The following is a 26,037-nucleotide window of genomic DNA, read 5'->3' on the forward strand; positions in this document are numbered from 1 at the left end:
CCGTTCACTCGCGGTCGGTGTCAAAGGAAATCGTTCAATCGTGGTGGAAGGTCTCTTCCATCATCGCCCACCACTCGCCTTCCTTGCGGCTTTCGAGTGGCTGCTGGCAGGGAATCGTGAAGGACCACCATTCCTGATTCTTGGGGCTTGCAGCCATCTTCGCCATGTCGGCGCTGATATCGTTGCCGTGATATTCCCAATAGCCGAAGAGCAGATTTTCCGGCTCGCGCAGGAAGATCGTATAATTGCGGATATTGCAGTCGCTGATGAGCGCCAGAATTTCAGGCCAGACGGCGGCATGCAGCCTTTTATATTCCGCGATCATCTCCGGTTTGACGCCTATGACCATACCCATGCGCTGCATGAAAAACTCCGTTATTGCTTGATGGTGGCGAGCGCCGCGCGCAACTTCGACTGTGGCAGGCTCAATCCCAGCCGTTCCGCTGCGGCAACGACCGGAGCGAAGCGGCGGCGCTTCTTTTCATCGTGGTTGCCGGCGATATCGGCCAGCCGATGCGCGAGAAAGGGATTGCGCAAACGCTCCCGCAGCACGCCAATATAGGCCTGCGCCTCTTCTCCCATGCCTTCAGCGGCAAAGACCGGCAGAACCTCGTCCCGCCAAAGCGTCTCCAGATCCGCAACCAGAACATCGTCGACCATTGCTTGACGCACCGTCTCGTCCTTCGCACGCGCATCCTGCAACCAGCGCTCCGCAAGATAGGAATGGCCAAGATTGAGCAGGAAAAGCTTCAGCTTTTCATAGTGATCGAGATCATCGGTCAACACCACGGCGGGGTGCGTGCAGGGAAGGACAAGCCCGTCCTGTTTCTCGATTGCCCAGAGTGCATAGGGCTCCGCCACCGCACCCACTGGCTCGATAGGCTCGGAGACAATGCGATCCACCAGACTATTGCCGAAACGGCACTTCTCATTCAGATAAAAGGCAAAACCGGCCGGCAATTGCCATTCATCGACAAGCCGGCGAATGACCTGTTTCAGCTTTTCGCCATTGCGCGGCACGAGCTCGCAAGGAAAGATGGAAATCGGTGCTTCCGGATTGCGCTGAAAACGCTCCAGCAGCAACATGCAGAGTTTCGCCGGAAAGCTTTTCGGTACGATCATGAAATCGCCAGCAAGCCCGGCACTATCAGCCGAATCCAGCTCATAACCGCGATCGCCCGTATTGGACAGAATGACCTCGGCCTCGCAGGCAAGGCGGCGCACCTCGGCCCAGTCGGTCGCAGCCGTCAATGCCCGCGCGACAGCCCCGCCCTGAATTTCCTCATCTACTTCCTGCCCATCGCGGATGCCGCGAATACGCACGGGGTAGCGTGCGCCGCCGTTCAACGCCGTAACACGCTTCAGGCTCTCCGCGTTACCGGTCGTCTGTACAATCGCGATGCGCCCGAGAGCCTCGCCCTTGTCCAGCGCCTGTGAAACAAAGAGATCCGCATGCGCCAGAAGAAAGCGGCTGGTGCCGAATTGCAGGATGGGCGTATCGGGCGTCATGCGACCTCCACCATGCCCTTGATCACTCCGGCCTTCGGATCGGTCAGGCCGGCGAATCTGGAGGGCACATCGGCAAGCGTCATGCGATGGGTGATCAGTGCTTCCGGTACCTTGCCTTCCCGCAGCGCCTGCAGGACGCGCTCGAAATCCTCAGGCGTTGCATTGCGGCTGCCGAGCAGCGTCGTCTCCCGCTTGTGGAATTCCGGATCGTTGAAGCTGATATCGCTGGCGACAATGGAGACCAGCACATAGGAACCGCCATGGCCGACAAAGGAAAAGCCGCGCTCCATGGCTTTCGGATTGCCGGTCGCATCGAAGACCGCATCGAAGAAATCGCCGCCGGTGATGTCGGAGAGGCGATCCCTGTCGCCCTCGCCGAGCGCCACCGTGTGTGCGACCCCGAGATGCTCCTTGCAGAAATCCAGCCGGTCGGTGCGCCCGTCGATCATGGTCACTTCGCCGCCATCGAGAACCGCGAAAACCGCAACCGCCATACCAATCGGGCCGGCGCCGACGATAAGAACTTTCTGCCCCTTCTCGACTGCGCCACGGCGCACCGCATGCGCACCGATAGCCAGAAATTCAGTCATCGCCGCCTGATCGAGGCTCAACCCCTCCGCCTTCAGCACGAATTGCTGCGGTACGCTCAGATATTCGACCATCCCGCCATCGCGATGAACGCCCAGCACACCGATATTGCGGCAGCAGTTGCTCTTGCCCTTCAGGCAGGCGCTGCATTTGCCGCAAGAGATATAGGGAATGACGGTGACCACATCGCCTGCAGACAGATGGCTGCCTTGCGGCGCCTCTTCCACCGTGCCGGAAAGCTCATGGCCCATGATACGGGGATAAGAAAGATAAGGCTGGTTGCCGGTGAAGATGTGCAGATCCGTGCCGCAAACGCCGATGCGGCGAATACGCACCAGCACTTCGCCTTCGCCACGCACTGGTTTCGGCAGTTCCTTGGAGACGAGTTGACCTGGGGTTTCGCAGAAAATCGCCAGCATGCATCACCTGTGGGAAAGGGAATAAAAACGAATGGCGTTACCGCCGAAAACTGCCGCATGGTCCTTTGCCGGCACGATATCGCGGCAGAAATCCAGCCACGCCTGATAGTCGCCCGCCAGCCGCAACACCGGCCAGTCACTGCCGAAAATCACGCGGTTGCCGCCAAAGAGTTCCAGAATGGTCTCAGCATAAGGCCGTACCGCTTCCGGCCGCTGATCGCCGCGCTCGGTCAGCAGACCGGAAAGCTTGCAATGGACATTGGGAAGAACCGCCAGAGCGGCCATATCCTTGCGCCAGTCGCTGTAGTGTCCGGTGGCAATCAGCGGCTTTGCGCCATGATCGATGACGATCGGCAATTGCGGATGGCGGCAGGCAAAAGCGAGGAGATGCGGCAGATTGGGCGGCAGGACCAGCGCATCGAACGCCAGACCGTGCTTTACCAACGCCGCCACGGCGGGATCGAGTGCCGGATCATCGATCCAGGCGACATCCTCCATGCCCTGCAACATCGGACGCACACCCTTGAACGCCGGATGTTTTGCCCGACGGGCGATTTCACTCGCCGCATCGTCGGATTTCATATCCACCCAGCCGACCACACCCTTGATGAAATCGGTCTTTTCCGCCAGTTCCAGCATGAAATCCGTGTCGGCCGCCGTCTCCATCGTCTGAACCAGCACGGTACCGGAAACTCCGGCAGCGGCCAGCAAAGGCGACAGGTCGGCGGGGAGAAAATCCCGGTAGATGGCGGCGAGCGACGGCGGCGGCCACTGCCCGGCGCGATCCTTCATCAGCCAGAAATGCTGGTGGGCGTCGATGAGCATCGCCTCAGGCCTTCCCGCCGGGCACCGGCGCGCCTTCGGCTATCAGACCGCGCCTGTGCAGCTCGGACCAGAATTCATCCGGGATCGACTGCTCGAACCACTCGATATTGGAGGCGAGTTGCTGCGCATTGCGCGCGCCCGAAACGACCGTGACCGATGCCGGATGGGCAAGCGGAAATTGCAGTGCGGCCGCCTGCAGCGATACGCCGAGTTCCTCGCAAACACCCTGCAGCGCATCGACACGCGTAAGAATATCGGCAGGCGCGTCGGCATAATTGAATTTGCGGTTGCCGGCCAGAATGCCAGAATTGAATGCACCGGCGACAACGATGGCGACACCGCTTTCAGCGCAACGGTTCATGAAAGCAAGGCTCTGCTGCTCCAGCAGCGTATAACGGCCGGCAAGCATGGCGACGTCTATATCGAAGACATCCATGGCGTCGCTGACGATTTCCCACTCATTGACGCCAAGGCCGACGGCCCCCGTCGATCCCTCCTCGCGCAGCTTGCCAAGCGCCCGGAAGCCGCCCCCGGTGGTCAGCTGCTCCCAGTAGTGCCGATGCTTTTCGTCATGGGTGAAGGAGCCGATATCATGGACATAAAGAATATCCGGCTTCAGAACGCCTAGCCGTTGCTGGCTTGCCTCGAAGGAGCGCAGAATACCGTCATAGGAATAATCATAGACCGGACGGAACGGCAGGGGCGTTATATAGGCATCCTCCTCCGGACCGACGGTCTCGTCCGGCACCATCACACGGCCGACCTTGGTGCTGAGCGTATAGTCGTTCCGGTCATGCTCCGTCACCATGGTGCCGAGGCGGCGCTCCGACCGCGTATAGCCGTAGAACGGCGCGGTATCGAAATAACGCATGCCGCTTTCCCATGCCTTGTCGAACGCGCCTTTGGATTCCTCATAGGGCGTGACCCGATAGAGATTACCCATCTGGGCGCAACCGAGGCCCATAACGGTGACGTCGACGGCGCGGCGCGGCAATTTACGTGTATCGGAGACTTTCATCGCAGGGACTTTCCAGTTTTTGGAAGGACGCGCCGCCGCAAAGCGGCGCGTCATCACGCAATCAGTAGAGAACGTTCTTGGCTTCCGGCTTTTCGATATTGTCCTTGGTGACAACAACGACGCCAGTATCGACGAACTTCTCGACCTTTTCCTTGTTGATGAGCTTGGTCACGGTTTCCACGCCCTTTTCACCCATCTGGTAGGAACCCTGAACGACGATGCCGGCAAGCGTGCCGTCCTTGACGAAGCTCTGCAGATCCTGGTTACCGTCGAAGCCGATGGCAACAACCTTGCCGGCCTTTCCGGACTGGGCAAGCGCGCGGCCAACACCGATGGCGGTGGGCTCATTGGCGCCGAAAATGCCCTTGAGGTCGGAATTGGCGGCCAGAACGTCGGTCGTCTGGTTCAGCGCGGTCGCCATCTGGGACTGCGAGTAGAACGGGCCAACGATCTGAAGCTTCGAGTGCATCTGGATGTAGTCGGTGAAACCGCCAACGCGGCCGATTTCGGAACCGGCACCGGCGACATAGGACATGACGGCAATCTTGCCTTCCGTGCCGACCTTGTCGATCAGCGCCTGCGCGGCCAGTTCGCCGGCTTTCTTGTTATCGGTCGCCAGGAAGGACTGATAATATTGCTCCGAACCCTTTGCGAGCTGCGAGTCGATCAGAACGACCGGAATACGGGCTTCCCAGGCCTTCTTGACGGCCGGTACCAGCGCGTCCGGGTCGGAAGGTGCCAGAACAATGCCCGCTACCTTACGATTGATGGCGTTTTCGACCATGTTGACCTGGTCGGCAATGGCGGACTCGGCAGCCGGACCCTGGAAGGTCATGGTATTGCCGGAAGAGTTCTTCATCGCCGCATCAGCGCCCTTCTGGACGTTCTGCCAGAAGGTGGAGTTGACGGTCTTGACGATGACGGCGATTTCACCGGCCTGCACGGTGGAAACGCTCCACAGCGCGATTGCGGATGTCAGAAGGGCAGTCGCAATTTTCTTCATTTCTTCCTCCGTGATGTCGGCATACCGGGCCTCCCCTGCCGATCTTTTTTGCGGAAAGGGTCCGCAGCCCTTTGGTCAGCGGCGGTTGCGCAGCTGGTCGATCCAGACGGTGACCAGAATGACGAGGCCGATGATGATCTGTTGCGTGAAGGCGGAAACGCCATTCATATTGAGACCGTTGCGCAGGATGCCGATGACGAAGGCGCCAATGGCCGTGCCGGAGATCGTGCCAACGCCGCCGATCAGCGATGTGCCGCCGATAACGGCGCTGGCGATTGCGTCCAGCTCATACATCACACCCTCATTCGGCTGGGCAGTGACGAGGCGAGACATCAGCACACAGCCCGTCAACCCGGCGAGCGTGCCGGACAGGATGTAGGTGAAATTGGTGACACGGGCGACATTGACACCGGAAAGGCGCGCGGCTTCGGCGTTGGAACCGACAGCGTAAATATGACGGCCGAGGATCGAGCGATTGAGCATGAAGGAAACCGCAAGCGCAATCACCACCATCAGGATGACGGGGTAGGGGATGCCGGGAAACACCACATTCGGAAAGCCATCGTCACCAATCGTGACGATGCGGAAGAGGGCGCCATTACCGAGTTCACCGAAAGATTCGCCAAGGCCGGATACGGCGCGCGCGCCAGTGATTTGCAGGGCAACACCGCGGGCGATCAGCATCATGCCAAGCGTGGCAATGAAGGGTGGGAGCTTGAAGCGGGTGACCAGAAGACCGTTGATGAGACCGCAGAGCGATCCCGTCAGAATGCCGAGTAACATGCCGACCGGCACCGGCATCCCAAGTTCCTTGACTGCAAGAGCGGCGACTACACCGGCGAGCGCCAGCACCGAACCGACCGAAAGATCGATACCACCGGTGATGATGACGCAGGTAGCGCCGATTCCAAGCAGGGCGATGGACGTGACCTGCAACGCGATCGTCATGCCGTTATTGACGGTGAAGAAGGCGCTGCTGGTGGCCGAGAACACCGCGACGAGGGCGAACAGGCTGCCGAGCGCGGCAAACTTCTGGATGATGTCCTTCTGGCGATCGCTGATAGCGAAGCCCTTTTTGGGTTCTGCAATATTGGCCATGTCGTTCCTCACTGCGCGGCCCGGCCGTAACCGGACGCATACCGCATGATTTCTTCCTGATTGGTCTTGGCGGTTTCGAGCACGCCCGTAATCCGGCCCTGATGGAAAACGGCGATACGATCCGTCAGCCCCAGAATTTCCGGCAGTTCCGAGCTGATGAGAATGACGCCGATACCCTGCGCGGCGAGCTCGTCCATGATCTTGTAGATCGCGAATTTCGCGCCGACATCGATTCCGCGTGTCGGCTCATCGAAGAACAGCACGCGCGACTGCCGGAACAACCACTTGCCGATGATGATTTTCTGCTGATTGCCGCCGGAAAGCAGTCGCACCGTCTGCCCGATGGAGGGAGTACGGATATTCAGGAGATCGACGTAGCGCTTTGCCACATCGTCATGCTTCTTGAAGTCGATGAGCCCGAAACGGTTGGAAACCTCGCCGAGATTGGCAAGCGTCGTATTGGCCGCCACTGACATCTTGATGGCGAGGCCATCGCTTTTACGATCTTCCGAGAGATAGGCTATGCCTTCTTCGATGGCGTCCTGCGGTGAGCTGATCGAAAGCTCGCGCCCGTTGAAAACGATCCTGCCCGCATCGAGCGGATCGGCACCGAAGACAGCCCGGGCGACTTCGGTGCGGCCGGCACCCATCAACCCGGCAAAACCGAGGATCTCACCGCGGCGCAACGTAAAGCCGACATCGTGGAACACGCCGCTGCGCGTCAGGCCCTCGACAGAAAAAATAACATCTTCCGTGGGGCGCGATGTCCGCTCGGGGAATTTGTCTTCCAGCGAACGCCCCACCATGCGCGTGACAATGTCATCAACGGTGATCGAGGCAAAATCGTCGGTTGAAATATAACGTCCGTCGCGCAGAACCGTCACACGATCAACGATTTCGGCCATTTCATCGAGACGATGGGAAATATAGACGATCCCGACACCGGATGCCTTGAGATCGCGGATGACCTTGAACAGGAGCCGGGTCTCCTGCTCCGTCAGCGAAGAGGTCGGCTCATCCATGATGAGGACTTCAGCGTCAAGAGAAAGCGCCTTGGCGATTTCCACCATCTGACATTGGGCAACCGAAAGGCCGCGGACGATCTGGTCGGGATCGATATCGACACCCAGACGGTCGAGACAACGCTTGGCATCGAGACGCAGCTTCTTGCGGTCGACGAGAAAACCACGACGTGGTTCGCGCGCAAGATAGATGTTTTCAGCAACGGAAAGATGCGGAACGAGGTTCAGTTCCTGATGGATGATGGCGATGCCGGCGGCTTCGGATTCCAGCGGCGATGCATATTGCACCTTCACACCTTTATGAAGAATGGTGCCGTCGCTCGGCTGATAGACGCCGCTGACGATCTTCATCAGCGTCGATTTTCCCGCGCCATTTTCGCCGCAGACGGCATGCACCTCGCCTGCGCGCAGATCAAAATGCACGTTCGACAGTGCTTTGACGCCGGGAAATTCCTTGCTGATATTATCGAGGCGCAGGAGCACCCCGCGCTGTCCGCGCGCCATCTGTTCAGACGAAAAATCGCCTCGAATTGTCGATGCGCCCTGCGACATCTGGAAACCTCCCACCCGTATCCCCGCTCCACCGGGTCATGAACAGGTCAAATGGTTAGGCCGGTTTTTCAAAATGGTCAAGCCAATTACGTCAAAATCTACGAGGCCACATTAAAAACAAAGACAGCGCGTAAAAAAGAAATCGATAATAATAACTTATTTTCATGCACTTAAGTAATTCCTTGCGTATTGATACGCTTGGCATTACGGTAAGGCCAAATAAACTTTGCAGACAGGACTCGTCAAAAACTCATGAGTGGTCAGGCCAAAATAGCAGAACCGCGCAGGCTTTATCAGCAAATTGCGGACCAGATACGCGAACTCATCGACATGGGTGAATTCCTGCCCGGCACGCGGCTTCCTGCTGAGCGGGAACTGGCACAGAAACTCGGTGTATCGAGGCCTTCCTTGCGCGAGGCGCTGATTGCGCTTGAAATCGATAACACCGTTGAAATTCGCATGGGTTCCGGCGTCTATGTATCGGCCGAAGCGCTGCAGACGACCCATCATACCAAATCGCTGGGTGACAGCCCCTCCGAACTGATGCAGGCGCGCGCCGCGCTGGAGGGGGCGACCATTGTGCTGGCGGCAAGCCGGATGACCGATGAGACAATCGCGACCCTCCGCCAGATACTCAATACCATGCAGCGGGAAATCGAGGCCGGCCGCAAGCCTCTGGATCAGGATCGTCTGTTTCACGTCACCATCGCCGAGCAATCCGGTAACAGCGTTTTGGCCCGAATGGTGGCGAACCTCTTCGACGAGCGCCACAGCCCCATTTCGGCCCAGCTTCGCGTGAAATTTGAAGACCGCGATACCTGGACCCAAGCCCTTCAGGAGCACGAGGCCATTCTGGCGGCGCTTGAACTGAAAGACCCGCTGCTGGCGCAGGCCGCCATGCATACGCATCTGGAAGGTTCGAAGAGACGCTGGGTCGAAAACTGACCTGGAAACATAGCAGGCAATATACCGGGAGGAGGATAACCCGTGAGTGAGAATTCCGAGGCAACCATTTTGCTGAACGCCAACGACAATGTCGCGGTGGCGCGTCGGTCCATTCCGGCCGGCGGCGCGACGGGCAGGGGCGATCTGGCGGCGCTCGAGCTGATCGGGCGCGGGCACAAGGTGGCCCTGAAGTTCATCAAATCGGGCGATGAGGTACTGAAATACGGACAGGTCATTGGTATCGCCACCCAGGATATTGAGCCCGGCCGGCACGTGCACCTGCACAATCTCGCCATGGTGCCTTCCGAACACGCGCATCAGTTCAGCGTTGATATCGAAGAAAAGGGCATGGTGCCGGAAGCCGAACGACGGACGTTTAGGGGTTATGACCGCGGCCTTGGTGGTGTTGGAACGAGAAACTATATCGGCGTCATCGCTTCGGTGAACTGTTCAGCCACGGTGTCGCGTTACATCGCGGATTATTTCAACAAGCAGGGCGGCCTTGATGGTTTCGACAATGTCGATGGCGTCGTGGCGCTGACCCATGGCGGCGGCTGTGCGCTGAACACGAAATCGGAAGGTTACCGCCTGCTGATCCGCACTATTCAGGGCTATGCCCGCCACCCGAATTTCGGCGGCATTCTGCTGATCGGCCTCGGTTGTGAAACCAACCAGATCGCGCCCATTCTCGAACATTACAAGATGGAAGAGGGTGAGCGGCTGCGCACCATGACGATCCAGCAGCATGGCGGCACCCGCAAGACGATCGATGCGGCGATTGCCGAGATCAAGGCCATGCTGCCGATGGTCAATGCCGCCCGCCGCACGGAACAACCGCTTTCCAAGCTGAAGGTGGCGCTGGAATGCGGCGGTTCGGATGGTTATTCCGGCATTTCCGCCAACCCGGCTCTGGGTTATGCCTCCGACCTCATCGTCCGCAACGGCGGCACCACAGTCCTCTCGGAAACGCCGGAGATTTACGGCGCTGAACACCTGTTAACGAAGCGCGCCGTCACCCCTGCCGTCGCCGAGAAGCTCCTACAGCGTATCGACTGGTGGCGTGATTATACCGCCCGTAATGGCGACGAACTCAATAACAACCCTTCCCACGGCAACAAGCTTGGCGGCCTGACCACCATTCTGGAAAAATCGCTGGGCGCGGTCGCCAAGGGCGGCTCCATGCCGCTGAAGGCAGTTTATGAATTCGCCGAAACCGTGACAGAGCAGGGTTTCGTCTTCATGGATACACCCGGCTATGACCCCGTTGCCGTCACCGGCCAGGTCGCCGGGGGCTGCAACGTCATCTGTTTCACCACCGGCCGCGGCTCGGTTTCGGGTTTCAAGCCAGCCCCCTGCATCAAGATCGCCACCAATTCCGAAATGTATGAACACATGAAGGAAGACATGGATATCAATTGCGGTGAGATTGTCACGGGCGCTGAAACCATCGAAGAATCCGGCAAACGAATTTTCGAGCATATTCTGGCGGTAGCTTCCGGCGACAAGACCGTCAGCGAAATATACGACTACGGCGATAATGAATTTGTGCCGTGGCAGGTTGGGGCCGTGACCTGAAAACTGCGGCGCCAAGACTGTCCCACGTGAAACAAAAGGCCCGGAAATCAATTTCCGGGCCTTCGTTATTCCTGGTTGTTTCCGCGCTTAATGGCGGAAGTGGCGCATGCCGGTAAAGACCATTGCCACATTATGCTCGTTCGCAGCGTCAATCACTTCCTGATCGCGCATGGAGCCGCCCGGCTGGATGACAGCGGTGGCACCTGCAGCAATCGCGGCGAGCAAGCCATCAGCAAAGGGATAAAATGCTTCCGAAGCGACGGCGGAGCCACGCGTCAAAGGTTCGGCAAGGCCAAGAGCCTTGGCGGCATCTTCCGCCTTCTGGGCAGCGATACGAGCGGAATCGACACGGCTCATCTGTCCCGCACCGATGCCTGCGGTCTGCCCGTCATTGGCGTAAATGACGGCATTTGACTTCACATGCTTGGCGATCTTGAAGGCAAACTTCATGTCTTCAAGTTCCTGCGGTGTCGGCGCACGCTTGGTGACGACCTTGAGGTCCAGATCCTCGACCATGCCATTGTCGCGGCTCTGCACCAGCAGGCCGCCCGAGACGGTCTTCGCGGTGAGGCCAGCCGCGCGCGGATCAGGCAAACCGCCAGCAGCCAGAAGGCGCAGGTTAGGCTTGCGGGCGATGATGGACTTGGCTTCTTCGGTGACATCAGGCGCGATGATGACTTCGGTGAAGAGCTTGACGATCTCTTCCGCCGTTTCCGCATCGAGCGTGCGGTTCAGGGCAATCACGCCACCAAAAGCGGAAACTGAATCGCATGCCAGCGCCCGCCGGTAAGCTTCGGCGAGTGTCGGCCCCGTCGCCACGCCGCAGGGATTGGCGTGTTTGATGATAGCGACTGCTGGCGCATTTTCCGGCAGGAATTCCGCCACGAGCTCGTAAGCTGCATCGGTGTCATTGATGTTGTTATAGGAAAGCTGCTTGCCCTGAATAAGCGTCGCGGTCGCAACGCCAGGACGCTTTTCGCCGGTGAGGTAAAAACCAGCGCTCTGGTGCGGGTTTTCGCCATACCGCATCTTTTCCTTCAGCGCGCCGCCGATAGCGCGGTAATCCGGCGTTTCGATTGCAAGCGCCTCAGCGAACCAGTTGGAAATCACCGCATCATAGGCGGCGGTGCGGGCATAGGCCTTGGCGGCAAAACGCTGGCGCAGCGCATAGGATGTCTGGCCGTCATCGGCCTGCAGGGCCTCAACCAGATCGGGATAGTCAGACGGATCGGTAACCACCGTGACATAGGCGTGGTTCTTGGCGGAAGCGCGGATCATCGCCGGGCCGCCAATATCGATGTTTTCCACCGTCGTCGGATAATCGCCGCCCTTGGCGCGAACTTCCTCGAAGGGATAGAGATTGATGACCGAGAGATCGATCGCCTCGATGCCGTGCGCCTTCATCGCCTCGACATGTTCCGCATCGTCCCGGATGGCCAGAAGCCCGCCATGGACATTGGGATGCAGCGTCTTGACGCGGCCATCCATGATCTCGGGAAAATTCGTTACGTCGGAGACATCCGTCACAGGCAGGCCTGCTTCGGCAATGGCTTTCGCCGTTCCACCGGTCGAAAGCAGCTTGACGCCAAGCTTGGAGAGCACCGTCGCCAATTCGATAATGTCCGTCTTGTCAGACACGGAAAGAAGCGCCGTGCGGATTTTGACCTTATCGGGGGCGGGGATTTTCTTGGACACGACGGCCATCAGGCATACTCCGTTTAACGGGGAGGACAGGCTGGAATGGGATTGATCCAGCAATTGCCGCCGCGTTAACACAGCTAACCGGATTAATAAACAGCGGGGATGCCGAACGGTGAAAACTATGGTGGTTTTTGGCCGACCGTGCCAGAAATTGTCTAGGCTTGGCGCTCGATGAGCCAGCGGATCTCCCGCGTATTCGCGAGATTGAAGGGGAGTTCGATCTGCTGCGACGGGCGCATACCGGATGCGTCGGCCATGAAGACATCTTCGGTGACGAAAAGCTCCAGCCCGGGGGCGGAAAACAGCCAGACGATTCCATCCGCTGCCTCCAGATAGACCGACTCCTCATCCCGCTGATGTACCTGAATATGGGGATGAATATGGAAACGTGAAACCGCTGTGACCGACTGCGATTGCGCTTTCGCCGCATTTTCGTCGCGCCGCAGCAGATCCCGACCCTTTATCTTGGTGCCGACCGCATTCAGTTCTATTTCCCGCTCATGGTAACAACCGAAATTCTGCAAATAACCGTCATGTGATGCCCAGAGAACATCATTACCGTTAGCATCCGCCCCGCGCCTGCTGTCGACGTGGCTGACGCCTGACACCATAATCGGACCAAGCAGCCGCGAGCGCGACAGTCTACAGGATGAGGTGTCCGCAAGCGTGACGGTGGAATGCGCCGCCGTGGAACGGCTGGCGCGCTGATATTCCGGCGCAGCGTTACGTGGAAAGCCGGAATTGACGATGAAGCGGTTCTTGCCGCAGGACATTTCGAAAGACAGGCAACCCGAATGAGCACTCCTTGAAAGCTCCGCTGAACCGGAATAACCCGTATCCACGATGATAACCGTATCGTCCGTCGCAAGCCGGTGATAGTTCACATCCGGCAGGACCTTGGAAGGCCGGCCGGCCGTTTCATCATAGCGCAATACGGAAACAAGCTCATTGGCGAGCGTCGCCGTGGCGCCGTTGAACAGCGCGAGATCGCCGCCCTGATGCCGGAAGAACCGGATAGCCGGGAACATGCGGTCTATCGCCGGCACCAGACCCGACGGCAGATCATGGCCGAGATTGATATAACTTTGCCGAAGCGGCAGGAGATCGAGCAACAGATCCAGCATGACGCGTGGATTACGGGAAACATGTCCGCCATCGGGCAGAATCTGGCGTTCCATTTCCTGAGCCAGCTTCATTCCATTCCGCTTGATCCGCGGAAGGCGCGTTGGCATGGCGATTGAAGCCATGGCCAAGGCGATCCTGATTCTCAGCCGCGCTTCGCCATCGGGCGCATGTCTGACGATTCTTTCGAGATAGCGCACATGAAAGGCGAGGCTTTTCAGGAACCGGCGATAGAAGCCGGCATCGGCCTCATACAAAACCACGGGAGAATGCGAAAGCCAGGCAATCAGCCTTTGTGCGGCGATTTCCGGCGACCAGGCGGCGCCTGCAAGCCGTCTGCCATAAAGCACCATCCATTCCGCAACAATGCGGCGCGCCCGTTTGCAGGCCTCGCTCGATTTATCGGAGCGAATATGCCGTAGCCAACTAAATGCATGCAGCCGTTCTTCAAAGACCGCGGAGGGATATTCCACCTGGAATGGCGAAGCTCCGCCAGTTTCGACGACGCGCCCGGCCAGCGCGATGCGGCCCCGCAATAGTTCCTCGGCGAAATAGGGATCAATGGCTCTGAGATCGGTCGGCGCCGCCACCAGACCATCGGGTACACGATTGGCAAATCGCAATATATGCAGGCGCAAAGGCGTGAGGCCCACACACAGATGACGATACGCCATCCGCGACAGAAGACCGACGGCATTCATTCTGCCTGCGAAGGACCCTAACAAGCTGTGTTTCCCGTTTCACATGTTTTGTTTTTATCAGTGAACCGCGACGACCGGAACGTTTTCGATAAATATCTAATGATTCGCGAGAGCTTGGCTTTTTTCTACTTCTTACGCAAGACACTGCTAAAAAACCCATCGACGCCGCCGAACATATCCGGCGTTGTGCGAAGATCGCCATCGGGACTGATGGCCGCTTCCATTCCGGGCCAATCCTCGCGGCGGACGGCAACACGCTCCACGTCGGGATTTTCCGCCAGAACCTCGGCGATCATCGCTTCTCCTTCAGAAGGATCCAGCGAGCAATTGGAGAAGACTACGAGACCGCCCGGACCAACAAGGGTCAGCGCATGCCGCAGCATCTGGCCTTGGAGAGCAGCGAGTTTGGCGATGTCCTTCTCATCCTTGGTCCAGCAGACATCGGGATGTTTGCGAAGTGTCCCTGTGGAAGAACAGGGCGCATCGAGGAGGACCGCGTCAAAAAGCTGTTCCGGCTGATATTTCAGCATATTGGCCTCCACCGTTTCGGCACGGAGACCAAGCCGGTCGAGGTTTTCCCTGAGGCGACGAAGACGGTTGCCGGACTGATCCAGCGCCGTTACCTTGGCGCCCGCCAGCGCAAGCTGCGCGGTCTTGCCGCCCGGGGCCGCACAGAGATCGGCAACACGTTTGCCCGCAATGTTGCCCATAAGCCGAACCGGCATGCTGGCGGCTAGATCCTGCACCCACCATGCACCCTCGGCGAAACCTTCAAGCGAGGGGATCTGCCCCTCGAATTCACCCAGACGCACGCTGCCGTTCGGCATCAGCGTACCGCCCAGTTTTTCCGCCCACAAAGCGGGATCAATCTTGATCGTGAGATCGATAGAGGAAGGCGTCAGCTGCGCTTGCGAAATCCTCTGAGCCGCCTCAATTCCGTAAGCCGAAACAAGCCGCTCGTAGAACCAATCCGGCAGCACGGGAACGTCGGCGACAGCCTTTTCGATCTCCGTCTTTTCGCGACCGAGCCGTCGAAGAACAGCATTCACCAGTTTGACAAAGCGCTGGTTGCGCGGATCGCGGTGAGCCTGCTCTACAGCGAGATCGACAGCGGAATGATCCGGCACATCGAGGTAAAGCATTTGCGCCGCACCGACGACAAGAACGTGATGCAGCGATCGCGCGCCCTGCGGCAGCGGACCATCAAGCAGCATCGACAAAGCCGTTTCAATCCGGGGGAGGTGGCGAAGCGCGCTGTTGACGATGGCTCTCACCAGCGCCCGGTCGGCAAGCGACAGGGCTCGATAGACGGGATTGCCGTTCTCGCTATCGAGCATCCCATCCAGCGAGGTCTTTTTTTCCAGAACGGCGGCCAGAATGCGGGTGGCGGCAATGCGCGCGGCGAGACCCGGCTTGTCCTGGAAAGACGAAGGGCCGTCTTCACGGCCCCTCCCATTAGACGGTCTCGGTTTTCTGGACCGCGCCGGCTTATTCTGAATATCGGATGTCAAGACCACGGCCCCTTGCGCTCGTTTTCATTGCCTCGTCCCCAACCTGTTTTGGGAACGGAGCCTGATTTGCGCAAAGATCTATCACCCGATGGCGACGGCGTCGATCCTCGCGGGGAAAACTCCTGCGCCATGGCGTGCAGCGCCGCCACGCGGTTTTCCGTATTCGGATGCGTGGAGAAGAGATTGTCCATGCGCTCTCCGGAAAGCGGATTGATGATGAACATATGCGCCGTTGCCGGGTTACGCTCGGCATCGTCATTGTGGATGCGCTGCGCCATGCCCGAAATCTTCTGCAAGGCGGAAGCAAGCCAGAGCGGGTTGCCGCAGATTTCCGCGCCGCGCCGGTCGGCGGAATATTCCCGCGTGCGGCTGATCGCCATCTGCACCAGCATCGCTGCCAGCGGCGCCACGATCATCGCCACCAGCACACCGATAAAGCCGAGCGGGTTATTGTTGTTCTCCCGGTTGCCGCCGAAGAAGAAGGCAAAATTGCCGAGCATGGAGATGGCGCCCGCCAGCGTGGCGGTAATTGTCATGGTCAGCGTGTCCCGGTTCTGCACATGCGCAAGCTCATGCGCCATGACACCGGCCACTTCCTCTGGCGTCAGACGCTCCAGCAAGCCTGTCGAAGCGGCAACAGCGGCATTCTGCGGGTTACGCCCGGTCGCGAAGGCATTGGGCTGCGGGCTATCGTAAATATAGACCTTCGGCATTGGCAGGCCGGCATTTTGCGACAGGTCGCGGATCATGTGAAAAAATTCCGGCGCATTCGCCTCGTCGATCTCCCGCGCATGATAGGCGGAGAGAACCATCTTGTCAGAGTTCCAGTAGGAAAAAATATTCATACCGGCTGCGATGACCAGGGCAATCATCATGCCGCCCTTGCCGCCGATCAGAAAACCGACACCCATGAACAATGCGGTCATGAAGGCCAGAAGCATTGCCGTGCGCATCATGTTCATCCGTTAAACTCTCCTCGTCACTCACCGGGAATATTCCGGGGTTTATAAAGCCCCTCGGATTATATAATCTGGTAAGCGGCAAACGTATTTCAATATCCCGTCATAGGGAGGATTTCATGCAGAATGCGAATAATGACAACGCCACAGACAGCGGCGCAGAAGGTGTAAAGAGACTTTCGCCGGCGGCGCAGCGAGCGTTGAAAGAAGCGGAAGAACGGCGCAGGCAACAGACCGATCTCCAGTTGCCGCCGGAAACCGGCGGCCGCGGCGGTGCAGAACCCGTGCGTTTCGGCGATTACGAAATAAAAGGCCGGGCCATCGATTTTTGAGACCATAAATAAAAATACCCGCCAAAGGCGGGTATTTTATATTTGAAAACAAATAGTTAGTTATTTCTGCTCCAGAAGCCGGCATACCGCTTCAAGCTGTTCCAATGTCCGGTAACCGATACGGATTTGCCCCGATCCGCCCTTGTGGCTGATCTTCACATCCAGCCCGAGAGCATCGGACAGGCTGCGTTCGAGCGCAATCGTATCGGAATCCTTTTCCGCAGCAGGTCGCTTCTCCGCAACATCGCCCTGCGCTTTGATATCATTCTGCGCCAGGCGCTCGGCATCACGCACCGAAAGCCCCTTGGATACGATTGTTTTCGCGAGCGCCGCCGGATCGGAAGTGGAAACAAGCGCGCGCGCATGACCTGCGGAGAGCGAACCATCCGCCAGCATATCCCGTACCGGATCGGGAAGCTTCAAAAGCCGCAGGCTGTTGGCAACGTGGCTTCGGCTCTTGCCGATGATTTCACCGAGATCATTCTGCGTATAACCGTGTTCGGCGATGAGCTGCTCATACCCCATCGCTTCTTCGAGCGGATTTAGATCGGAACGCTGTACGTTTTCGACAATCGCCAGTTCCAGCGCCGTGCGATCATCCACATCGCGAACAATGACCGGAACATCGGTAAAGCCCGCCAACTGCGCCGCACGCCAGCGGCGCTCACCGGCGATAATCTCGTAGCGGTTGACTCCTACCGTTCTCACCACCACTGGCTGAACAATTCCATGCTGACGAATGGAGGCGGCAAGGTCCTGCAGCTCGTTTTCATCAAAATGACGCCGCGGGTTTCTCTGGCTGCGAGCGATGAATTCAATGGGAATGGTACGATCGGCATTAACAGCGCGCTGGGGCTCACCCACCGGCACTGGTTGATCCATTTCTCCGATCAATGCAGCAAGACCGCGCCCCAGCCGACGCTTGGAAAGATCATCACTCATAAGATATTACTCCATACATTCCGGCAGGCGTCAGGCGGCTTTACGCAGACGCTCTCTCTGGATCACTTCGGACGCCAGCTGCAAATAGGCCTGGCTACCGGCGCATTTCAGATCGTAAAGAATTGCCGGTTTACCATAAGAAGGCGCCTCGGATACACGCACGTTGCGTGGAATGAGCGTGTGGTAAACCTTTTCCCCCAGATGCGTGCGTACATCCGAAACAACCTGTTGTGCGAGGTTATTACGGGCATCGAACATGGTAAGAACAATACCCTGTATATCGAGCTGCGGGTTCACCGATCCACGAATCTGACTGACCGTGTCCAGCAACTGACTAAGACCCTCCAGCGCAAAGAACTCACATTGCAGCGGCACAAGCACGGAATGGGCGGCCGTCATGGCATTCATCGTCAGAAGATTAAAAGAAGGGGGGCAATCAACAAGAATATAGGAATAGCCTCTGGCTTCCTGCGTCTCCATGGCTGCACGCAACAGGAAAACCCGGTTGGAAACATTCGCGACCTGCATTTCGAAACCGAGCAAATCCATCGTGGAAGGCACGATATCGAGATTTGGAACGGCCGTGGGAACAGCAACTTCCGCCACCCCATGATCTCCCACAAGAAGATCATAGGACGAAAGCTTGCGCTCCTTGCGGTCAATCCCAAGCCCGGTACTTGCATTACCCTGCGGGTCCAGATCCACGATCAGCACACGCTCACCAATAGCCGCCAGCGCGGTCGCCAGATTGATGGCGGTTGTCGTTTTACCGACGCCGCCTTTCTGGTTAGCAACTGCGATAATCCGGTTTTTTTCAAAAGTCATGCCGCACCTGGCCAGTTCGTCAGCGCCTCAGAGCGAGGTTGCTGATTTCAAGAACAACAGAATCTGCCTCAATGGCACTCTGATGTTTTACCAGATCAAACTTCCAGCGACCATGTGCTTTCTGCACTTCAGAATCATAATCCCGGCCTTTATTAAAATAGGCCTTGAGATTTGGGTTATTCTGCGCCCAAGGATGAATATAATCGAAAAGCAAATCCAGTTCGGCGAGCGCGCGTGCCGAAACAGCCTCGCAATTATTGATGATCTCCGGTGCTGTCTCGATCCTGACGGGGTGAACCGCCCCTCTTGCACCAGTTTCCTTCAGTGCAATTCGCAGGAATGCCGCCTTTTTATTGTTGCTTTCGACCAGATCAACCCAGCCGTCGCCAAGATCCGCAAGAAAAATCGCGGTGACAACGCCGGGGAATCCGCCGCCGCTTCCAAGATCAATCCATTTTTTTGGCTGCGGAGAGAGTTGGAATATTTGCGCGCTGTCGGCCACATGCCGGTTCCAAAGCTCCGCGAGAGTGGAAGGCGCTACCAGATTTGTGGTTCTGTTCCACTTCTTAAAAAGCTCGATAAAATGTTCGAGTCTTTCCTGTGTTTCACGTGAAACACTCTGGCCGTTTATCTTCATAATCCGACTCGCTATTGGTGCATGCGTAATTTTTCACTTCGCGTTGCAGAATCCTTCCGCAGAAGTGCGAGCAGCAGCGATATCGCAGCCGGCGTCATGCCGTCAACACGAGCGGCCTGGGCAATATTCTCAGGACGGGCTTTTTCCAGCTTTTGTTTAAGCTCGTTGGAGAGGCCGGATAGGCTCTTAAAATCAAAATTATCGGGGATTTTTCTGTCTTCGTCCCGTTTGATATCGATGATATCAGCGCTCTGCCTTTGCATATAGACCGCATAACTCGCCTCAATCTGCAAGGCCTCGGCCACTTTCCCATCTAGGGCGCCCAGTTCTGGCCAATGCTTGGCAAGGATTTCGACAGACATATCAGGATAGGCCAGCAACTCGTAAACGGACCGGCGTTGACCATCCTGGTTAAGTTTCAACCCCTGCTTGGCCGCCTGGGACGGGCTGATAGAAGTCGTCTTCATCAGCTCGCGACCGCGATCCAGATCGGAAATGAAGTTTGCGAAGCGTTCTTGCCGCTCGCGGCCGATGATACCAACCGTCTGACCGATGGGTGTAAGCCGTAAATCCGCATTGTCCACACGCAGAGAAAGGCGATACTCCGCTCTGGACGTAAACATACGGTAGGGTTCACTGACACCCTTCGATGTCAGGTCATCAATCATGACCCCAATATAGGACTCGGTTCGGCTAAAATAGACCGGATCGGCATTGCTTGCATAAAGCGAGGCATTCAAGCCGGCAACAAGACCCTGAGCACCCGCTTCTTCATAACCCGTCGTTCCATTGATCTGGCCGGCCAGAAACAATCCCGCAATCTTACGACATTCCAGCGACGGTTTCAGCTCGCGTGGATCGACATAGTCATATTCGATCGCATAACCCGGCTGCAGGATCGTCACCTGTTCAAGGCCGGGTATCGTTCGGATAAATTGTTCCTGCACGGAAGCGGGAAGGGACGTCGATATGCCGTTTGGGTAAATAGTGTGATCGTCGAGACCTTCCGGCTCCAGGAATATCTGATGACCGTCCCGTTCACCGAAACGGGTAATCTTGTCCTCAATTGACGGGCAATAACGCGGACCGACCCCCTCGATTTGTCCCGAATACATCGCCGACAGATGAATATTCTCCTGAATGATCTTATGGCCAGCTGGCGTGGTGCGAGTTACACCACATTCTATTTGCGGATTGAGAATACGATCCGTCATGAAGGAAAAAGGAACAGGATGCTCATCGGCAGCCTGCCGATCCACCGCATTCCAGTCAATCGTGCGTCCGTCCAGTCGGGCAGGGGTGCCGGTTTTCAGGCGTCCCATAACGAGACCCAATCGCGAGAGCGTGTCAGAAAGGCCAACAGACGGCTTTTCTCCTACGCGTCCCGCCGGAATCTTTTCGGAACCGATATGAATGAGACCGCACAGGAAGGTGCCGCTCGTCAGCACCACCGCGCTACAAGGAATCCGGCTACCGTTCTTCATGATAACGGCTGCGACGCGGCCACTGGCCATCTCAATATCGAAAGCATCGCCTTCAATGACGGTCAGGTTTTCAATCGCATCGATCTCGCGCTGCATGGCTTCGCGGTAGAGCCGGCGGTCGGCCTGGGTTCGCGGACCACGGACAGCCGGACCCTTTTTACGGTTGAGCATGCGGAACTGAATACCTGCCGCATCGGCAACCCGGCCCATCAAACCATCCAGCGCATCGATTTCCCGAACGAGGTGTCCCTTTCCCAGACCGCCGATGGCGGGATTGCAGGACATGACGCCAATCGTCTCACGCTTATGGGTAACAAGGGCGGTTTTTGCGCCATGCCTTGCGGCAGCAGCCGCGGCTTCGCTGCCCGCGTGGCCACCGCCAATAACAATGACATCGAATGACTGGTGCATATCCCTGCGCCCTGTTCTACCAACATCGACATCCGCTTCGGCCGTCGATGTTTCACGTGAATCATTTTCCTATGCAGAATTCCGAGAAGATCACGCCGAGCAAATCTTCCACATCAACGCGGCCGGTGATCCGTCCGAGCGATGTCGCGGCGAGTCTTAAATATTCCGACCTTATCGCAAGGTCCAGGGTCTCGGAATCGAGCGCATCACTAACATAGTTCAGCGTCTCTTCAAGTCGTTTTTTATGCCGAGCGCGTGCGGGAACCAAAGACTGGCCGGCACCGACGCGTTTTTCTATCTCCTGCTTCAGCATTGAACGCAATTCGTTCAAGCCTATTCCTTCCTTGGCTGAGATAGACAGATCAAATCCATCATTCAAAGTAGGGGAATGGAGCGCTGTTTTCGTTCTGACCCGCAAATAGCTCCGGCTCCCGAGCGATTCAACAGATTGTTTCGGAACCGAATCATTATCCTGAAGCAATAGAACGAGATCCGCGGTCTCGGCTGTCAGAACCGCGCGCCGCACGCCTTCAAGCTCAACGATATCCTCTGTTTCTCTTATTCCCGCCGTATCGAATATCCGAACCAAATATCCTTCCAGATTGATATCGACGCTCAAAACGTCTCGCGTTGTACCGGCAATATCGGTAACGATCGCAACATCGCGACCGCTAAGGGCGTTCAAAAGAGTGGATTTTCCCGCATTAGGTTCGCCGACCAGTGCAACCTTGAACCCGTCGCGAATGATTTCGCCGCCTTCGCCGCCCTGGAGATGATCATGGATTTCCTTTTTGAGAAGCGCCATGGCTTCCCAAACCTGAGCCGCCACGGAATCTGGAACGTCCTCCTCGTCGGCAAAATCCAGTTCCGCTTCGATGAGCGCGCGGGCTCGCGTCAGGCGGCTGGCCCAGCCATCATAAAGCGCCGACAATTTGCCAGTGCTCTGTTCCACCGCCAAACGCCGCTGCATTTCCGTTTCAGCCTGCAACAGATCAGCGAGGCCTTCGGCCTCGAGGAGATCCATCTTCCCATTTTCGAAGGCTCTACGAGAGAATTCACCGGCGTCGGCGGGCCGAAGACCCTCAAGATTTTCAAGCTCGGCAAAAATCGAAGCTATGACCGCACGACTGCCATGGCTATGAATTTCAACGCAATGCTCACCCGTGAAAGAATTTGGAGCTGGAAAGGCGATTACCAGCGCCTGATCGATGATATCGTCGTTTCGACTCCGAATCGAGCACAATATAGCCTTTCGTGGTGAAGGAAGTTCCCGTCCCGTCAGCATCTTTAACGCATCGAAAGCTCTGGATCCGCTAATCCTGAGAACAGCCACACCCGCCGGCAAGGCGCCGCTGGAAAGCGCGTAGATCGTATCTTCGGAAGCTGGCATCATTCACCTCGGTCTAAAACAGTCAAGCCGCATCCGAATAAACGGACGCGGCTTTGAAGCTCTCACGATGAATCCGGCTAAAGTCCGGATCAGGTATTCATCGATTCGAAGAAATCCGAATTGTTCTTGGTCTGCTTTAGCTTGTCGATCAGGAATTCAATGGCGTCCATCGTACCCATCGGCGCGAGAATACGGCGAAGAACGAAAATCTTCTGCAGATCCTGACGCGGCACCAGCAGGTCTTCCTTACGCGTACCGGATTTCAGAATATCCAGTGCCGGGAAGATGCGCTTGTCTGCAACCTTGCGGTCAAGCACGATTTCCGAGTTACCCGTACCCTTGAATTCTTCGAAGATGACTTCATCCATACGGCTACCGGTATCGATCAGCGCCGTGGCTATAATCGTCAGCGAGCCGCCTTCCTCGATATTACGGGCAGCACCAAAGAAACGCTTCGGGCGCTGCAGGGCATTGGCGTCCACACCACCGGTCAGGACCTTGCCGGAGGAGGGAACGACCGTGTTGTAGGCCCGGCCAAGACGGGTGATGGAATCGAGCAGGATGACAACGTCGCGGCCATGTTCGACCAGACGCTTCGCCTTTTCGATGACCATCTCAGCGACCTGTACGTGACGGACTGCCGGCTCGTCAAAGGTGGAGGAAACAACCTCGCCCTTCACGGAACGCTGCATGTCTGTCACTTCTTCCGGACGCTCATCGATCAGGAGAACGATCAGGTAGCATTCCGGATGGTTTGCCGTGATGGAATGAGCGATATTCTGCAGCAGAACCGTCTTACCGGTGCGCGGCGGCGCCACGATCAATCCGCGTTGACCCTTGCCGAGCGGTGCGACGAGATCAATCACACGCGATGACAGGTCTTTCGAGGTCGGAACATCCAGTTCCATCTTGAAGCGCTCATTCGGGTAAAGCGGCGTCAGATTGTCGAAGTGAACCTTGTGGCGGATCTTTTCCGGATCGTCGAAATTGATCGTATTGACCTTGAGAAGCGCGAAATAACGTTCGCCTTCCTTGGGTCCGCGGATCGGACCTTCAACGGTATCGCCGGTTTTCAGCGAGAAGCGCCGGATCTGCGACGGCGAGATATAGATATCGTCCGGACCGGGCAGATAGTTTGCATTTGCGGATCGCAGGAACCCGAAACCATCCTGCAGGACTTCAACGACGCCCTCGCCGATGATTTCGATGTCCTGGCTCGCGAGAACCTTGAGGATTGCGAACATGAGTTCCTGCTTGCGCATGGTACTCGCATTTTCAACTTCCAGGGATTCGGCAAAAGTCAGCAAGTCGGTAGGCGATTTGCTCTTAAGTTCCTGTAGCTTCATTTCAGCCATGAAGAGAAGACCGTTTGATAATGTAATGTCGGGGGAGGGCGTGTTCGCGAATCAGATGCTGTGGGAAATGCCGCAGATGACTGAATAATTCACATGCCACGAAGATGAGTGGCCCGAAAATAGCGATTGTACACGGCCGCTGCAAGAGGAAAGCACGAATTCCGCGAAATTTATCGTTGCACGGCCCTAACCGAAGGGTTTCACAACCACAAGTATGACGATGGCGATCATCAGCACCGTCGGAACCTCGTTCATCAACCGCCAGTGACGGGCAGGCCGCGTATTTTCATCCCGCACGAAACGTTTTGCGCTGCGCGTGAAATAAACATGGGTCGCGGTCAGAAGCAGCACCAGCGCGATCTTGGCATGCAGCCAGCCGCCGGAAAAACCATAGACCGACCAGGCGAGATAAAGTCCCAACATCCAGGATATCATCATCGCCGGGTTCATAATCACCTTGATCAGCCGCTGTTCCATCACCTTGAATGTTTCAGACTGCTGCGAACCCGGGGGTGCATCGGTGTGGTAGATGAAGAGCCGCGGCAGGTAAAAAATCGCCGCCATCCAGGAAATAACGGCGATGATATGCAGCGCCTTGATCCAGAGATAAAGATCGGCCGGATCGGCATAAAATAGCAGGCCGACGAAGGCGGCAAAGACACATAGTGCGATGCCGGCGCGCAACGTCGCCCGGTTTCCGGGACGGGCAGAGGTCTGTTTTTCGACGCTCATGTCCCGGCTCCGTTGGCACGCACCCGCGCCACAAGCCGGGTGACGTTTTCCGGGTCAGCCTGCGGAGTGATGCCATGGCCGAGATTGAAGATCAGCGGCCCTTGCGCAAGGGCCTGCAGCACCGCATCTATACCATCCTCCAGCGCCTTACCGCCCGCCACCATCAGCATGGGATCGAGATTGCCCTGCACCGGCCCTTCCTTCTGCAAATCCTTTGCAAAGCTCAGCGGCACCGACCAGTCGAGCCCAATGGCGTCGGCGCCTGTCTTGCGGCGATAATCCTTGAGAAGATAACCAGCCCCCTTGGCGAAGGCGATGATTTTTGCCGCTGGCCGACGGGCGCGCACCGATGCGATAATGCGGGCAACGGGTTTTATCGCATAATCTTCAAATTCCTTCTCGCCGAGCACACCGGCCCAGGAATCGAATATTTGAACCGCATCCGCACCTGCATCGATCTGTGCGACCAGATAATCGGCGGAAACGTCGGCCAGAAAAGCCAGCAGCTTTTCCATGGCGGCCGGCTCCTGATAACCGAATAGCCGCGCCGGGGCCTGATCCGGCGTTCCATGCCCCGCAATCATATAAGTCGCAACTGTCCACGGTGCGCCGCAAAAACCGAGAAGCGTCGTTTCATCGGGTAAAGAGGTGCGCAGACGGGAAACGGTTTCGAAAACGGGAGAAAGATGCGCCAAGACGTTTTCAGCATCCAGTTTCTTGATACCGTCGACATCGATTGGGTCCATGGCCGGACCCTTTCCCTCGCTGAAAGACACGTTACGGTGAAGCGCGTCAGGTATCACCAGAATGTCGGAAAAGAGAATGGCGGCATCGAGCCCGAACCGGCGAATGGGTTGGAGAGTCACCTCCGTCGCCAGTTCAGGATTATAACAGAGATCGAGGAAACTACCGGCACTCTTTCGCGTTTCCCTGTACTCAGGAAGATAACGGCCGGCCTGCCGCATCAGCCATATTGGCGGCGGCGTGACCGTTTGCCCGTTCAACACCGTCATAACCTTGCGTTTGCTCATAGCACCCAGCTTCTAAAAAATAAAATCAAAGAGATTTAAAAGATTTTCTATTTCTTAGAGTCTGTGGGTAGCAAGGATTAAAATCGTTCCAGTCGAAATGCCGCAGCCGCAAAGCCTCAAGCGAGCTTGCGGATGCTATCGGTCCTCCTGTTTTTTAATCATGCGAAGGATATAAATTTCATAAATCATTTCATATACTTATAATGATCTATAGAAACGGCGCGACTGTGGATAATATGGGGAAAATTTTGAGCTGTTTCGCATTTTCCCAATAATCCACAGGCGCATCGGAGACAACTGAAGCCACTTGCGGATTGTGGAAAAACACCACTTTATTCACGGCGCGGTTC

The 26,037-nt window shown here is 57.0% G+C and carries 23 protein-coding genes; 3 read left to right on the top strand and 20 right to left on the bottom strand.

The genetic code is table 11. From position 1 onward, the window contains the following. Positions 1-34: 34 nt before the first annotated feature. The 8 genes from AGR1_RS14415 to AGR1_RS14450 all read right to left on the bottom strand — a co-directional run bounded on the left by AGR1_RS14415 (position 35) and on the right by AGR1_RS14450 (position 8,034). Positions 35-364, bottom strand: a complete 330-nt coding sequence (locus AGR1_RS14415; RefSeq protein ID WP_149147203.1) for an L-rhamnose mutarotase — start codon at positions 362-364, stop codon at positions 35-37. An 11-nt stretch (positions 365-375) separates the two neighbouring features. Next, positions 376-1,509, bottom strand: coding sequence for a mannitol dehydrogenase family protein (locus tag AGR1_RS14420; protein WP_080792175.1), 1,134 nt, complete (start codon positions 1,507-1,509; stop codon positions 376-378). Continuing rightward, positions 1,506-2,516 (bottom strand): zinc-binding alcohol dehydrogenase family protein, encoded by a 1,011-nt coding sequence (locus AGR1_RS14425; RefSeq protein WP_149147204.1) that lies wholly within the window; start codon positions 2,514-2,516, stop codon positions 1,506-1,508. The genes AGR1_RS14420 and AGR1_RS14425 overlap by 4 nt, the downstream gene beginning before the upstream one ends. 3 nt (positions 2,517-2,519) lie before the next feature. After that, positions 2,520-3,341: an amidohydrolase gene (locus tag AGR1_RS14430; protein ID WP_149147205.1), complete on the bottom strand. Its 822-nt coding sequence runs from the start codon at positions 3,339-3,341 to the stop codon at positions 2,520-2,522. 4 nt (positions 3,342-3,345) lie between these two features. Beyond that, complete coding sequence (locus AGR1_RS14435) at positions 3,346-4,359, bottom strand: aldo/keto reductase (protein ID WP_149147206.1); 1,014 nt, start codon at positions 4,357-4,359, stop codon at positions 3,346-3,348. Between the two features lie 61 nt (positions 4,360-4,420). Continuing rightward, on the bottom strand, positions 4,421-5,362 hold the full coding sequence (locus tag AGR1_RS14440; RefSeq protein ID WP_080792163.1) for an ABC transporter substrate-binding protein: 942 nt from the start codon (positions 5,360-5,362) through the stop codon (positions 4,421-4,423). 75 nt (positions 5,363-5,437) lie between these two features. Further along, the gene (locus AGR1_RS14445) at positions 5,438-6,460 is read right to left on the bottom strand and encodes an ABC transporter permease (protein WP_080792160.1); all 1,023 of its coding nucleotides are present in this window, start codon (positions 6,458-6,460) and stop codon (positions 5,438-5,440) included. A gap of 8 nt (positions 6,461-6,468) precedes the next feature. Then, positions 6,469-8,034 carry a sugar ABC transporter ATP-binding protein gene (locus tag AGR1_RS14450; RefSeq protein WP_187772148.1) on the bottom strand — a complete coding sequence of 522 codons (1,566 nt, stop codon included), beginning with the start codon at positions 8,032-8,034 and terminating at the stop codon, positions 6,469-6,471. Between the two features lie 252 nt (positions 8,035-8,286). Between AGR1_RS14450 and AGR1_RS14455 the strand changes: the two genes are divergently transcribed. Continuing rightward, positions 8,287-8,979: a FadR/GntR family transcriptional regulator gene (locus tag AGR1_RS14455; RefSeq protein WP_080792159.1), complete on the top strand. Its 693-nt coding sequence runs from the start codon at positions 8,287-8,289 to the stop codon at positions 8,977-8,979. Positions 8,980-9,021: 42 nt separating this feature from the next. Further along, positions 9,022-10,554: an altronate dehydratase family protein gene (locus AGR1_RS14460; RefSeq protein ID WP_080792157.1), complete on the top strand. Its 1,533-nt coding sequence runs from the start codon at positions 9,022-9,024 to the stop codon at positions 10,552-10,554. An 87-nt stretch (positions 10,555-10,641) separates the two neighbouring features. Here the strand turns inward: AGR1_RS14460 and purH are convergent, their stop codons facing one another. The 4 genes from purH to htpX form a co-directional block, all read right to left on the bottom strand. Continuing rightward, the gene (gene purH / locus AGR1_RS14465) at positions 10,642-12,258 is read right to left on the bottom strand and encodes a bifunctional phosphoribosylaminoimidazolecarboxamide formyltransferase/IMP cyclohydrolase (RefSeq protein ID WP_149147207.1); all 1,617 of its coding nucleotides are present in this window, start codon (positions 12,256-12,258) and stop codon (positions 10,642-10,644) included. Positions 12,259-12,410: 152 nt separating this feature from the next. After that, entirely contained in the window at positions 12,411-14,078 is a 1,668-nt protein-coding gene (locus tag AGR1_RS14470) for a heparinase II/III family protein (protein WP_187772149.1), read from the bottom strand. Between the two features lie 125 nt (positions 14,079-14,203). Further along, positions 14,204-15,589, bottom strand: coding sequence for an RsmB/NOP family class I SAM-dependent RNA methyltransferase (locus tag AGR1_RS14475; RefSeq protein ID WP_149147208.1), 1,386 nt, complete (start codon positions 15,587-15,589; stop codon positions 14,204-14,206). Beyond that, positions 15,586-16,551, bottom strand: coding sequence for a zinc metalloprotease HtpX (htpX, locus tag AGR1_RS14480; RefSeq protein ID WP_080792151.1), 966 nt, complete (start codon positions 16,549-16,551; stop codon positions 15,586-15,588). The genes AGR1_RS14475 and htpX overlap by 4 nt, the downstream gene beginning before the upstream one ends. Positions 16,552-16,667: 116 nt before the next feature. Between htpX and AGR1_RS14485 the strand changes: the two genes are divergently transcribed. Beyond that, complete coding sequence (locus AGR1_RS14485; protein ID WP_080792147.1) at positions 16,668-16,880, top strand: DUF1674 domain-containing protein; 213 nt, start codon at positions 16,668-16,670, stop codon at positions 16,878-16,880. 60 nt (positions 16,881-16,940) lie between these two features. Here the strand turns inward: AGR1_RS14485 and AGR1_RS14490 are convergent, their stop codons facing one another. From AGR1_RS14490 to hemE, 8 genes are all read right to left on the bottom strand, one after another. Beyond that, entirely contained in the window at positions 16,941-17,822 is an 882-nt protein-coding gene (locus AGR1_RS14490; RefSeq protein ID WP_080792146.1) for a ParB/RepB/Spo0J family partition protein, read from the bottom strand. Positions 17,823-17,852: 30 nt separating this feature from the next. After that, the gene (locus AGR1_RS14495; protein ID WP_003505322.1) at positions 17,853-18,647 is read right to left on the bottom strand and encodes a ParA family protein; all 795 of its coding nucleotides are present in this window, start codon (positions 18,645-18,647) and stop codon (positions 17,853-17,855) included. A 19-nt stretch (positions 18,648-18,666) separates the two neighbouring features. Continuing rightward, complete coding sequence (gene rsmG / locus AGR1_RS14500; RefSeq protein ID WP_149147209.1) at positions 18,667-19,284, bottom strand: 16S rRNA (guanine(527)-N(7))-methyltransferase RsmG; 618 nt, start codon at positions 19,282-19,284, stop codon at positions 18,667-18,669. An 11-nt stretch (positions 19,285-19,295) separates the two neighbouring features. Next, the gene (mnmG, locus tag AGR1_RS14505; protein ID WP_149147210.1) at positions 19,296-21,179 is read right to left on the bottom strand and encodes a tRNA uridine-5-carboxymethylaminomethyl(34) synthesis enzyme MnmG; all 1,884 of its coding nucleotides are present in this window, start codon (positions 21,177-21,179) and stop codon (positions 19,296-19,298) included. A gap of 61 nt (positions 21,180-21,240) precedes the next feature. Continuing rightward, the gene (gene mnmE, locus AGR1_RS14510; RefSeq protein ID WP_187772150.1) at positions 21,241-22,572 is read right to left on the bottom strand and encodes a tRNA uridine-5-carboxymethylaminomethyl(34) synthesis GTPase MnmE; all 1,332 of its coding nucleotides are present in this window, start codon (positions 22,570-22,572) and stop codon (positions 21,241-21,243) included. Between the two features lie 86 nt (positions 22,573-22,658). Beyond that, on the bottom strand, positions 22,659-23,924 hold the full coding sequence (gene rho, locus AGR1_RS14515) for a transcription termination factor Rho (RefSeq protein ID WP_004444236.1): 1,266 nt from the start codon (positions 23,922-23,924) through the stop codon (positions 22,659-22,661). Positions 23,925-24,110: 186 nt separating this feature from the next. Beyond that, positions 24,111-24,656, bottom strand: coding sequence for a protoporphyrinogen oxidase HemJ (hemJ, locus tag AGR1_RS14520; RefSeq protein WP_187772151.1), 546 nt, complete (start codon positions 24,654-24,656; stop codon positions 24,111-24,113). Next, positions 24,653-25,687, bottom strand: a complete 1,035-nt coding sequence (gene hemE, locus AGR1_RS14525; RefSeq protein ID WP_149147212.1) for a uroporphyrinogen decarboxylase — start codon at positions 25,685-25,687, stop codon at positions 24,653-24,655. Before hemE ends, hemJ begins: the two co-directional genes overlap by 4 nt. Between the last annotated feature and the right edge of the window lie 350 nt (positions 25,688-26,037).

This window comes from Agrobacterium sp. B1(2019) (assembly GCF_008274755.1).
Taxonomy (GTDB): domain Bacteria; phylum Pseudomonadota; class Alphaproteobacteria; order Rhizobiales; family Rhizobiaceae; genus Agrobacterium; species Agrobacterium salinitolerans.

Excerpts from the sequence above, each read along its gene's own strand:
- AGR1_RS14435 (WP_149147206.1), bottom strand. The coding sequence starts at position 4,359 with ATGAAAGTCTCCGATACACGTAAATTGCCGCGCCGCGCCGTCGACGTC.
- AGR1_RS14490 (WP_080792146.1), bottom strand. The coding sequence starts at position 17,822 with ATGAGTGATGATCTTTCCAAGCGTCGGCTGGGGCGCGGTCTTGCTGCA.
- AGR1_RS14445 (WP_080792160.1), bottom strand. The coding sequence starts at position 6,460 with ATGGCCAATATTGCAGAACCCAAAAAGGGCTTCGCTATCAGCGATCGC.
- AGR1_RS14470 (WP_187772149.1), bottom strand. The coding sequence starts at position 14,078 with ATGAATGCCGTCGGTCTTCTGTCGCGGATGGCGTATCGTCATCTGTGT.
- purH (WP_149147207.1), bottom strand. The coding sequence starts at position 12,258 with ATGGCCGTCGTGTCCAAGAAAATCCCCGCCCCCGATAAGGTCAAAATC.
- AGR1_RS14450 (WP_187772148.1), bottom strand. The coding sequence starts at position 8,034 with ATGTCGCAGGGCGCATCGACAATTCGAGGCGATTTTTCGTCTGAACAG.
- AGR1_RS14430 (WP_149147205.1), bottom strand. The coding sequence starts at position 3,341 with ATGCTCATCGACGCCCACCAGCATTTCTGGCTGATGAAGGATCGCGCC.
- AGR1_RS14420 (WP_080792175.1), bottom strand. The coding sequence starts at position 1,509 with ATGACGCCCGATACGCCCATCCTGCAATTCGGCACCAGCCGCTTTCTT.
- AGR1_RS14485 (WP_080792147.1), top strand. The coding sequence starts at position 16,668 with ATGCAGAATGCGAATAATGACAACGCCACAGACAGCGGCGCAGAAGGT.
- AGR1_RS14495 (WP_003505322.1), bottom strand. The coding sequence starts at position 18,647 with ATGACTTTTGAAAAAAACCGGATTATCGCAGTTGCTAACCAGAAAGGC.
- hemE (WP_149147212.1), bottom strand. The coding sequence starts at position 25,687 with ATGAGCAAACGCAAGGTTATGACGGTGTTGAACGGGCAAACGGTCACG.
- AGR1_RS14425 (WP_149147204.1), bottom strand. The coding sequence starts at position 2,516 with ATGCTGGCGATTTTCTGCGAAACCCCAGGTCAACTCGTCTCCAAGGAA.
- rho (WP_004444236.1), bottom strand. The coding sequence starts at position 23,924 with ATGGCTGAAATGAAGCTACAGGAACTTAAGAGCAAATCGCCTACCGAC.
- AGR1_RS14440 (WP_080792163.1), bottom strand. The coding sequence starts at position 5,362 with ATGAAGAAAATTGCGACTGCCCTTCTGACATCCGCAATCGCGCTGTGG.
- rsmG (WP_149147209.1), bottom strand. The coding sequence starts at position 19,284 with ATGAAGATAAACGGCCAGAGTGTTTCACGTGAAACACAGGAAAGACTC.
- AGR1_RS14415 (WP_149147203.1), bottom strand. The coding sequence starts at position 364 with ATGCAGCGCATGGGTATGGTCATAGGCGTCAAACCGGAGATGATCGCG.
- mnmG (WP_149147210.1), bottom strand. The coding sequence starts at position 21,179 with ATGCACCAGTCATTCGATGTCATTGTTATTGGCGGTGGCCACGCGGGC.
- htpX (WP_080792151.1), bottom strand. The coding sequence starts at position 16,551 with ATGAACATGATGCGCACGGCAATGCTTCTGGCCTTCATGACCGCATTG.
- AGR1_RS14455 (WP_080792159.1), top strand. The coding sequence starts at position 8,287 with ATGAGTGGTCAGGCCAAAATAGCAGAACCGCGCAGGCTTTATCAGCAA.
- hemJ (WP_187772151.1), bottom strand. The coding sequence starts at position 24,656 with ATGAGCGTCGAAAAACAGACCTCTGCCCGTCCCGGAAACCGGGCGACG.
- mnmE (WP_187772150.1), bottom strand. The coding sequence starts at position 22,572 with ATGATGCCAGCTTCCGAAGATACGATCTACGCGCTTTCCAGCGGCGCC.